The sequence below is a fragment of the Flavobacterium cheonanense genome, assembly GCF_039539185.1.
Lineage (GTDB): Bacteria > Bacteroidota > Bacteroidia > Flavobacteriales > Flavobacteriaceae > Flavobacterium > Flavobacterium cheonanense.
In genome coordinates, this window is sequence record NZ_BAABCT010000001.1 from 766787 (window position 1) to 776807 (window position 10021).

General features: G+C 32.2%; 8 protein-coding genes. 4 read left to right on the plus strand and 4 right to left on the minus strand.

The genetic code is table 11. The features are described 5' to 3' along the window. The first annotated feature begins 189 nt into the window (after positions 1-189). The gene (locus ABD766_RS03450; RefSeq protein ID WP_344815380.1) at positions 190-4542 is read left to right on the plus strand and encodes a DUF7619 domain-containing protein; all 4353 of its coding nucleotides are present in this window, start codon (positions 190-192) and stop codon (positions 4540-4542) included. A 40-nt stretch (positions 4543-4582) separates the two neighbouring features. Here the strand turns inward: ABD766_RS03450 and ABD766_RS03455 are convergent, their stop codons facing one another. Beyond that, entirely contained in the window at positions 4583-5056 is a 474-nt protein-coding gene (locus tag ABD766_RS03455) for a TspO/MBR family protein (RefSeq protein WP_344815381.1), read from the minus strand. Between the two features lie 84 nt (positions 5057-5140). Here ABD766_RS03455 and ABD766_RS03460 point away from each other — a divergent pair, with 84 nt between their 5' ends. The 3 genes from ABD766_RS03460 to ABD766_RS03470 are packed head-to-tail and all read left to right on the plus strand — an operon-like array spanning position 5141 to position 8135. Further along, the gene (locus tag ABD766_RS03460) at positions 5141-6244 is read left to right on the plus strand and encodes a diphosphomevalonate decarboxylase (protein WP_344815382.1); all 1104 of its coding nucleotides are present in this window, start codon (positions 5141-5143) and stop codon (positions 6242-6244) included. A gap of 24 nt (positions 6245-6268) precedes the next feature. After that, positions 6269-7207 carry a mevalonate kinase family protein gene (locus tag ABD766_RS03465; protein WP_344815383.1) on the plus strand — a complete coding sequence of 313 codons (939 nt, stop codon included), beginning with the start codon at positions 6269-6271 and terminating at the stop codon, positions 7205-7207. A gap of 10 nt (positions 7208-7217) precedes the next feature. Then, complete coding sequence (locus tag ABD766_RS03470; RefSeq protein ID WP_344815384.1) at positions 7218-8135, plus strand: geranylgeranylglycerol-phosphate geranylgeranyltransferase; 918 nt, start codon at positions 7218-7220, stop codon at positions 8133-8135. A 117-nt stretch (positions 8136-8252) separates the two neighbouring features. Here the strand turns inward: ABD766_RS03470 and ABD766_RS03475 are convergent, their stop codons facing one another. From ABD766_RS03475 to ABD766_RS03485, 3 genes are all read right to left on the minus strand, one after another. After that, positions 8253-8771, minus strand: coding sequence for a gamma carbonic anhydrase family protein (locus tag ABD766_RS03475; RefSeq protein WP_344815385.1), 519 nt, complete (start codon positions 8769-8771; stop codon positions 8253-8255). A gap of 53 nt (positions 8772-8824) precedes the next feature. After that, positions 8825-9826, minus strand: coding sequence for a PorP/SprF family type IX secretion system membrane protein (locus tag ABD766_RS03480; protein WP_298303076.1), 1002 nt, complete (start codon positions 9824-9826; stop codon positions 8825-8827). Between the two features lie 7 nt (positions 9827-9833). Beyond that, the coding region (locus ABD766_RS03485; RefSeq protein WP_344815386.1) for a T9SS type B sorting domain-containing protein at positions 9834-10021 on the minus strand (188 nt) is incomplete at its 5' end.

Consider the following 10021-nt stretch of genomic DNA (forward strand, 5'->3'; position numbering starts at 1 on the left):
TTTCAAAAAGTTAATCAAAATCTTAATTCCCAATTATTAAAATAATAGTTGGGAATTTTTTTTTTGAGAATAAATTTGATTAGATATTGGTTTTATTGAGTTAGCAGAATTTTAGAAAAAAAACTTTAGATTTTAAACATAAGTTATTAAAAATCAATGTATATTTGATTTGCTATAAATCAATCAAACATGAAAAAACAATTACTTTTAACCCTATTCTCAATGTTTTTTGTGGGTACTTTTGTAGGTATTGCTCAAACTTCAGGATGTAGTCAACTCTTTTATGACAATGGTGGACAAACCGGAAATTATTCAGATTCTGCCAACGACACAACTACTTTTTGTCCAAACACACCTAACGAAACATTACTGATTAGTTTTAATTCTATTTCTTTAGAAACGAATGATGTGCTGTATGTTTATGAAGGTTCAAGTCCAAATGGAACTTTACTCACAATTATAGACAGTAATAGTCCTACACAAATGACTTTAAGCACTAATATTCCTGGTGCTTGTGTAACATTTGTATTTGAATCTGATGCTTCAGGAAATAGTGCTGGTTGGGACGCAATGATTGATTGTATAACAACTAATTTCCCTTGTTTAGCACCTGTTTCATTAAACACAACTCAAGTTGATAGCAATACGGTTACTCTATCTTGGGTAGATATTAATCAATCTAGTAATCTTTGGGAAATAGTAGTTACTCCAGCATTAGGAGGAAGTTCGCTTATAGCTGGTTCTAGTCCTTTTCAATTAACTGGGTTAACTCCTGATGTCACTTATATGGTTACCATAAGAGCTATCTGTAATGGTATGCCTGGAGATTGGTCAACACCGCATACCTTTAGCACTACACAAGTAGTAACATGTTTAGAACCAACTATTCAATCTGTTACTGGAATTACAAACAATAGTGGTGTAGTAAATTGGACTTTGACAAGCAGTACTAATAATTGGGAAGTATTAGTTTTACCATGTACTGCAACAAATCCAACACCTAATAATGCTGGATTGTCAGTTACCACGAACACATATCTTGCACCTGGATTAAATGCTAGCACTTGTTATAAAGTCTTTGTTAGAACAGTTTGTTCTACTGCACTTACTAGTCCATGGTCACAGCCTATGACATTTACAACTTTAGCAAATCCAGTTCCAGCTCCAATATGTGGTGGACAGTTTATAGATAATGGTGGTTTAACTGCTAATTATGCGAATAACTCTGATAATACTTATACAATCTGCCCTACTAATCCTGGCGAACAAGTTGTTGTAACATTTACAGCATTTAATACAGAAGCTAACTGGGATGGATTATATGTTTTCAACGGACCAACAATTTCATCTCCACAAATTTCAAGTGGAAATCCAGCTGGAAGTGTTCCTGGAGGATTAGTTGGATCATTTTGGGGAACCACAATTCCTGGTCCATTTGTTTCCTCTGATGCAAGTGGTTGTTTAACTTTTAGATTTAGAAGTGATAGTTCTGTAAACAGAGCCGGTTGGGAAGCCAATGTTGAATGTTTACCACAAGCAACTTGTTTACAACCAACAATTTTAGCAGCTACAAATATTACAGGCACTACAGCAACTATTAATTGGACCGAAAATGGTACAGCAACACAATGGGAAGTCTTGGTAGTACCTTCAACAGCTCCTGCTCCAACTCAATCTTCAGTTGGAACAATAACTAGTTCAAACCCTTTCCAAGTTACTGGATTAAATTATGCTACAATTTACAATGCTTATGTAAGATCAATTTGCTCGGCAACAGATTCTAGCTATTGGTCTTTTGCAAGAACGTTTACTACACTTTCTAACACTTGTAGCGTACCAACGAATGTTGTAGCAAACAGCATCACAACAACAAGTGCCAATTTAAGTTGGACTCAATCTGGTACTGTTTCACAATGGGAAGTTTTGGTTTTACCATCTGGCTCTCCAGCTCCAACAGCTGCCTCAACTGGAACGCTTATTTCCACAAACCCTTATCAAGTAACTGGTTTGAATTTAGGAACATCTTATGTTTTTTATATTAGAGCAGTTTGTTCGTCAACAGCAATAAGTAATTGGACATCTAGAGCATTTACAACACTTCAAACCAATTGTATTGCACCATCAAATGTTGTTGTAAATAGTACTACACCAACAAGTGCAAATTTAAGCTGGACTCAATCTGGTTCTGTTTCACAATGGGAAGTATTGATTTTGCCATTAGGCTCTCCAGTACCTACAATGGCGTCTACAGGAATATTAACACCTTCAAACTCCTATTTTGCAACTGGATTAACTACAGGAACAACTTATACTTTTTATGTTAGAGCAGTCTGTTCAACTACTGAAGTAAGTAGTTGGACATCTAGATCATTTACACCAAATATTACCTTACCACCATTAACAACTAGCACTAGTCAATATACAGTTGATCAACTAGTGACAAATGTTTTAATAAACAATCCATGTTTGACCGTTTCAAACATTACTTCTAGTACAGGAACTAATTTTGGTTCTGTAAACGGAATTGGTTCGTTTACGAATACTAATCCATTATTTCCAATTTCATCAGGAATTGTACTATCATCAGGAAACGCAATGAGTGCACCTGGTCCGAATACTTCAATATTAAGTGAAGGAAGTTCTGCTTGGACAGGAGATGCCCAATTAGAAGGAATAATTTCAAATGCCATTGGTGTACCGATGGTTTCTAAAAATGCTACTAAATTAGAATTTGATTTTACTAGTTTAAATTCTTACATGAGTTTTAATTTCTTATTAGCATCAGATGAGTATGGGACTTTCCAGTGTGATTATGCTGACGCATTTGCTTTCTTATTGACTGATTTAGACACTGGAATCACAACTAATCTTGCAGTTATTCCTGGAACAACTATTCCAGTTTCCGTTGTAACTATTAGAAATAATTTACATAACAATTCTTGTGCTTCTGCTAATCCATTATTTTTTGATTCTTATTACGCAAATAATCAAACAGCATCAGCTACAAACTATAATGGTCAAACAGTTAAAATGACAGCATCGGCTAACATTATTCCAAATCGTAATTATCATATTAAGTTGGTAATTGCCGATAGAAGTGATACTGCATATGATTCGTCTGTATTTATTGAAGCTGGAACTTTTGCTTCTGGTCCACCTCAATGTTCTGACAAAATTGAACTTGTAGCATTCATAGATGAGAATGGAAATGGAATTAAAGATACTAACGAAGTAAACTTTACTTATGGTTCGTTCACTTCATTACAAAATAATGCAGGAAATGTTACCAATATTTCATCTCCATCTGGAACATACACAATGTATGATGCAAATCCTTCAAACGTTTATGACTTTGGATACCAAATTAATACTGAATACGCTCCATACTATACATTAGGTACTGTAAATTATAATGATATCAATATTCCGTTAAATAGTGGAACACAAACATTGTATTTCCCAATTACATTAACTCAAGGATTTAATGATGTTTCAGTAACTATTGTACCTGTTGGTGCTCCTGTTCCTGGATTTAGTTATGTAAATAAAATCGTTTACAAAAACTTAGGTGTTGTTGCTACTGACGGAACTTTGACTTTTAATAAATATGCGAATGTTTCTATAACAAATGTTTCTCAAGCTGGGACTATTGCAAATGCTACAGGTTTTACTTATAACTTCACAAATCTAGCTCCTTATGAAACGAGATATATTTTTGTAACAATGAGTGTTCCTGCAATTCCTACAGTTAATCTTGGCGATTTATTAACTAATACAGCAAGTATTGTTGCTACTGCAAATGACGTTAACTTGACTAATAATAATCATTCGAATACACAAGTAGTTGTAGGTTCTTACGATCCAAATGATAAAATGGAAGCTCATGGCGAACAAATTCCATTCAATCAGTTTAGTCAAAATGACTATTTGTACTATACTATTCGTTTCCAAAATGAAGGAACAGCTAATGCCATTAATATTAGAATTGAAGATTTCTTAGATGCTCAATTGAATGAAGCAAGTATAAGAGTTGTTGATGCAAGTCACAATTACATCATGGAGCGTGTTGGCAATCACATTATCTGGAAATTTGATTATATTCAATTACCAAGTTATTTAGAAAATGTAGATTTAAGTAAAGGTTATGTAACATTTAAAATCAAAATGAAACCAGGATTTGCAGTAGGAGATATTGTTCCAAACACAGCTTCTATTTACTTTGATACTAATCCTGCGATTGTTACTAATACTTTTACAACTGAATTTACAGCTGCTTTAGCCAATGCAAATTTTGGATTAGAAAACTTTGTTTTATATCCGAATCCAACAAATTCATTTATTCAAGTTAATTTACAAAATACTACTGAGTTACTTGAAAATGTAATTATTTACGATGTTTTAGGTAAAACTGTTAAGAACCTATCAGCAAATAATTCAAACGAAATGAAAGTTGATGTTTCTAACTTATCCAAAGGTGTTTATCTAGTTGAAATTACAACACAATCGGATTTAAAAATCACTAAGAAATTAATAATTCAATAGTTAAAAAAACCGATTCGTAAATGAATCGGTTTTTTTTATGTTAGTTTAAATACCAAATACTAATTGTCAAAATAGTGGCAAAACTTACCCAAGCTAAATAAGGAATCAAAAGTAGTCCTGCTATTTTATCAATTTTCTTGAACTGAGTATAAGTTTCAAAAATCATCAGAAGCAACAATACCACTTCAATTGATGCGAGAAGTAAGTTGTGTAATTTGAAAAAAATCAACGACCAAAGCGCATTTAAAGCTAATTGAATTATAAAAAACAAAAAAGCTTTTTTTACAAGTGCTTCGTTACCATCCAGCTTGTTCCATACCAATCCACCTGCGACTCCCATCATAATATATAAAGAAGTCCAAACTGGAGCAAAAATCCAATTTGGCGGATTAAAAACAGGCTTTATTAAAGTTGGATACCATGTAGTTATACTTTCTCTTGTAACCATTCCAGACAAATAACCTATTACCAAACAGGTCATTACTACTAATGCTATTCTTAAAACTTTTTGCATCTTGTTTAAAATTTTCACAAATATAGTAAACAAAAACGTGTGGTTTTCGTAAAATAAGTATCTTTGTACTAAAATTAAGATAATATGATTTCCGAAAAGGATTTTATTTCTACATCACATTCAAACACTATTGAAAAAGGAACATATGAATGGAGTGCTCCAAGTAATATTGCATTAGTGAAATATTGGGGTAAAAAAGACCATCAAATTCCGGCAAACCCTTCAATAAGTTTTACTTTAAATCATTGTAAAACAATTACAAAATTATCTTTTGAGAAAAAATCGACTTCAATTGATATCAATGAAACAGGTAATAGTTTCTCATTTGATTTATTATTTGAAGGAAAACCAAAAGAGGATTTCAAACCAAAAATTCAGAAATTTTTCGAACGTATTGAAGTTTATTGTCCTTATTTAAAAGAATATCATTTTACAATTGACACTCAAAATACTTTTCCTCACAGTTCAGGAATTGCATCATCGGCATCGGGAATGGCGGCTTTGGCAATGAATATAATGAATTTAGAAAAAGCGTTAAATCCTACAATAACAGATGATTATTTTCACCAAAAAGCTTCTTTCTTAGCAAGATTAGGATCTGGAAGTGCTTGCAGAAGCATAAAAGGAAATATCGTTGTTTGGGGAAAACATAAAGAAATTGAAGGTAGTTCCGATTTATTTGGAATTGAATTTTCATCAATACTTCACTCAAATTTCGAGAACTATCAAGACACTATCTTGCTTGTTGACAAAGGCGAAAAACAAGTTTCGAGTACTGTTGGACATGATTTAATGCACAATCATCCGTTTGCAGAACAAAGATTTTTACAAGCTCATCACAATTTATCAGCAATAAAGTCCGTTTTAGAAAATGGAAATTTAGAAGAGTTTATTAAAATTGTTGAAAGTGAAGCTTTAACACTTCATTCAATGATGATGACCTCAATGCCTTATTTTATTTTAATGAAATCCAATACATTAGAAATCATTAATAAAATTTGGAAGTTTAGAAACGAAACCAAAATTCCAGTATGTTTCACATTAGACGCTGGTGCAAACGTTCATGTTTTGTATCCCGAAAACGTTAGAGTTGAAACTTTGCAATTTATTAAGGACGAATTAGTTGGCTATTGTCAAAATGGTCAGTATATTTGTGATGAAATTGGTTTTGGAGCACAAAAGTTATAATTTAACATTACCTCAAATCAGAATATGAAAGGACCACTATTTTATTCAAAAATATTACTCTTCGGAGAATACGGAATCATTAAAGATTCTAAAGGTTTATCTATTCCTTATAATTTCTACAACGGCGCTTTAAAAGTGGATGAAAATCCAACTCAAGAAGCTATCAAGTCTAATGAAAGTTTACGAAAATTCGTAGTTTATTTAGATGAACTACAAAACGAACAACCAGAGTTGGTAACGTTTAACATAGAGCTTTTAAAAGCTGACGTTGCTAGAGGAATGTATTTTGATTCAAGTATCCCACAAGGATATGGCGTAGGAAGTAGTGGTGCATTAGTTGCTGCCATTTATGACAAATATGCAAACGACAAAATCACAGTTTTAGAAAATTTAACTCGTGAAAAATTACTGCAACTAAAGACCATTTTCTCTCAAATGGAATCTTTTTTCCACGGAAAAAGTTCTGGTCTTGACCCTTTAAATAGTTATCTAAGTATTCCAATACTTATCAATTCTAAAGATAATATTGAAGCAACTGGCATACCTTCTCAAAGTTCTGAAGGTAAAGGCGCAGTCTTCTTGTTAGATTCTGGAATTGTAGGTGAAACTGCTCCAATGGTAAATATTTTCATGGAAAACTTAAAAGATCAAGGTTTCCGTGCTATGTTGAAAAACCAATTTGTAAAATACACCGATTTATGTGTAGAAAACTTTCTTGGTGGCGATAAAAAATCATTGTTTTCTAATACCAAAAAACTTTCAGCAGTAGTTTTAAATAACTTTAAACCAATGATTCCTGAACAATTTCATGGAATTTGGCAAAAAGGAATTGACACCAATGACTACTACTTAAAACTTTGTGGTTCTGGCGGTGGTGGTTACATTCTGGGTTTCACAGAAGATTTAGAAAAAGCTAAAAAATCACTAAAAGATTATAAGTTAGAAGTTGTTTATCAATTTTAACTTATAAATCATGCTAAGCAGACAAACCAAACTCACCATACTGAAAATACTCAGCATGTTCTCTGTGGTTCGTGGTTACAATATTCCTATTATTGCTTTAGCACAATATCTATCAGCAATTTTTATCATGGCTCCAGAGAAAAGGGCCTTATCAGTGATTTTAGATTTTAATCTTTTTATAATAGTATTAGCATCAAGTTTAACAATTGCTTCTGGTTACATAATAAACAATTTTTACGATAGCAAAAAAGACTTAATAAATAGACCTAATAAATCCAAAATTGATCGATTAGTAAGCCAGAGAACAAAACTTCAAGTCTATTTTACAATTAATTTTGTCATTGTTCTTTTAGCGCTTTTAGTCTCTTTTAGAGCCGTTTTGTTTTTCTCTGTTTATATATTTTTAATTTGGTTTTACTCACACAAACTAAAAAAATACCCAATTATTGGTAATCTCACAGCTGCTTTTCTTGCTGTGCTTCCTTTCTTTGCTGTGCTATTATACTACAAAAACTTGTATCCACAGATTTTTGCTCATGCATCATTTTTGTGCCTTCTAATATTAATTAGAGAAATGATAAAAGATTTAGAAAACATAAAAGGAGATATTGCAAATGATTACAAGACAATTCCTGTAAAATTTGGTGAAGAGTTTACCAAAAAAATCATCACAGGATTAACCGTACTAACTATTTTTCCGGTTTACTTATTGGTAGAAATATACGATGTAGGATATATGGATATATATTTTTACGTAAGTTTAATTATCCTAATATTCTTTTTACTTCTTTTATGGAAAGCAGAGAACAAAACACAATATTTACAATTGCATATTATTTTGAAATTTTTGATTGTATCAGGCGTTTTTTGTATTGTACTAATAGATCCTCAAGTACTGATTCACGGCAAGACTTTGCTTAAAATTTAGAAGCTAATCAGTAGTAATTCTTGCAATCCTTTTTCCTGCTGTCCACACTACATGGTAGTTGCTCCCATCAGAGGGCTAGTTAGTAATCGATTTGAATAGAATCAAAGTTTCAAAAACCTATTCATCTTCTTTAAACCAACTCGAATACATTACGTAATTATTAGAAATACGCTCAATTTCACCAGCAAAATCTGAAGCATTAATATCTTTAACTTTTTTAGCAGGAACTCCAGCATAAATCGTCCCAGATTCTACTATAGTATTTTGAGTAACAACAGCTCCAGCTGCGACAATCGCATAGCTTTCCACAACACAATTATCCATAACAATTGCTCCCATTCCAATCAATACATTATCATGCAAAGTACAACCATGAACAATGGCATTGTGTCCAATTGAAACATTATTACCAATATTTGTAGGATGTTTTAAATAAGTAGCATGTATAACAGCTCCATCCTGAATATTCACTTTATTACCAATCTTAATATAATGAACATCACCACGGATGACAGCATTAAACCATACGCTACATTGAGAGCCAAACTCAACATCACCAACAATGGTAGCATTTTCAGCTACGTAACAATCTTCAGGAATCTTTGGTGATTTCCCATTTACTGATTTTATTATCATAGTACACTAAAAAAGAATCCTGATATTTTACATCAGGATTACTTATTATATTATTAATTAATTGCAGGACAATTACAGTGGTATTTTTCTGGTTTACAGAACAAATTAATACCTAAAGTAAGTTGGTGAAAACCGCCTGTATCAAATTTTATATCGCCCAATAATTGTGAATAAGTATAAGAAAACATATAGTTTTTATAATTAATACCTAATATAGGAGTGATATATTGTAGTTTTTGATTTGCAATTGCAACACCATCTAAATATTCAGCACCATCCAAACTTCTTCTGTAAGACAATCCACCCCAAACTCTTCCAAATTCAAGATTTTTATATGCTTTGATATTTAAATCTACCGTTGACTCTTTAGTTAAGAAAGTATGTTGAAACATTACTGATGGCTCCAACAATATTCTATCTGCGTCACCAAAAGTATATCCCATATTGTATATAAGTCTTCTTAAATTTACTGGTTCTCTTACCGAATAAATTCTTCTTTCGCTAGCTAATGCATTTTTAACAGTAAAATGTGCGTAGAAATCTAAGAAATTATAAGATGCTCCAATATCAACATTAAAGTAATTAGCCTTTTGAACTATTGTACCATCAATATTAGGATCAAATGCAGGATTATTATCTCTGAAATCGGTTTCATCTAATAAGCTTTGTGCAAATCCAACATTAACTCCAAAAGATAATTGATTCAAGTCTACATTGTCTCTTGAAAACATAATATGATGCGCATAGGCCACTCTGAATCCCTTTTGTGAATGATATCCATTTTTATCATTTATCAAGATGATACCCATTCCGTCTTTCTCGGTAATGCTTCCATTAAAACTTAAAGTTTGTAACGCAGGCGCATCTTCTTGACCAAACCATTGTTGTCTTCCTGTTAAACGAACTTTTGCGCAATTTGCAGCACCTGCCATAGATGGATGCAACAAGAAATAATTATCTGATAAATAATCTGAATATACAGGTAAAATTTCTTGTGAATAAGATTGCTTAGTAATTAATACCACTAATGCAAGTAAAAAATGTTTAATCTTCATTGTTTTTTTATCTTTTTAATGAGAAATGGGCTTTAAATTGTTTCATCGCACCAGCTTCTGGATAGTCAACTGTAAACCAGTAATCCGTTGATGGCATTAGGTTTCCGTTGTAGGTTCCATCCCATCCTTTGCTTGCTGGACTGATTTGTTTGATCAATTTTCCTTGGCGGTCAAATATATAAATTTTTGCGTTTA

What these genes read in the sequence shown, in the direction of transcription:
- ABD766_RS03450 (WP_344815380.1), top strand. Translation starts at nt 190, where the DNA reads ATGAAAAAACAATTACTTTTAACCCTATTCTCAATGTTTTTTGTGGGT.
- ABD766_RS03455 (WP_344815381.1), bottom strand. Translation starts at nt 5,056, where the DNA reads ATGCAAAAAGTTTTAAGAATAGCATTAGTAGTAATGACCTGTTTGGTA.
- ABD766_RS03460 (WP_344815382.1), top strand. Translation starts at nt 5,141, where the DNA reads ATGATTTCCGAAAAGGATTTTATTTCTACATCACATTCAAACACTATT.
- ABD766_RS03465 (WP_344815383.1), top strand. Translation starts at nt 6,269, where the DNA reads ATGAAAGGACCACTATTTTATTCAAAAATATTACTCTTCGGAGAATAC.
- ABD766_RS03470 (WP_344815384.1), top strand. Translation starts at nt 7,218, where the DNA reads ATGCTAAGCAGACAAACCAAACTCACCATACTGAAAATACTCAGCATG.
- ABD766_RS03475 (WP_344815385.1), bottom strand. Translation starts at nt 8,771, where the DNA reads ATGATAATAAAATCAGTAAATGGGAAATCACCAAAGATTCCTGAAGAT.
- ABD766_RS03480 (WP_298303076.1), bottom strand. Translation starts at nt 9,826, where the DNA reads ATGAAGATTAAACATTTTTTACTTGCATTAGTGGTATTAATTACTAAG.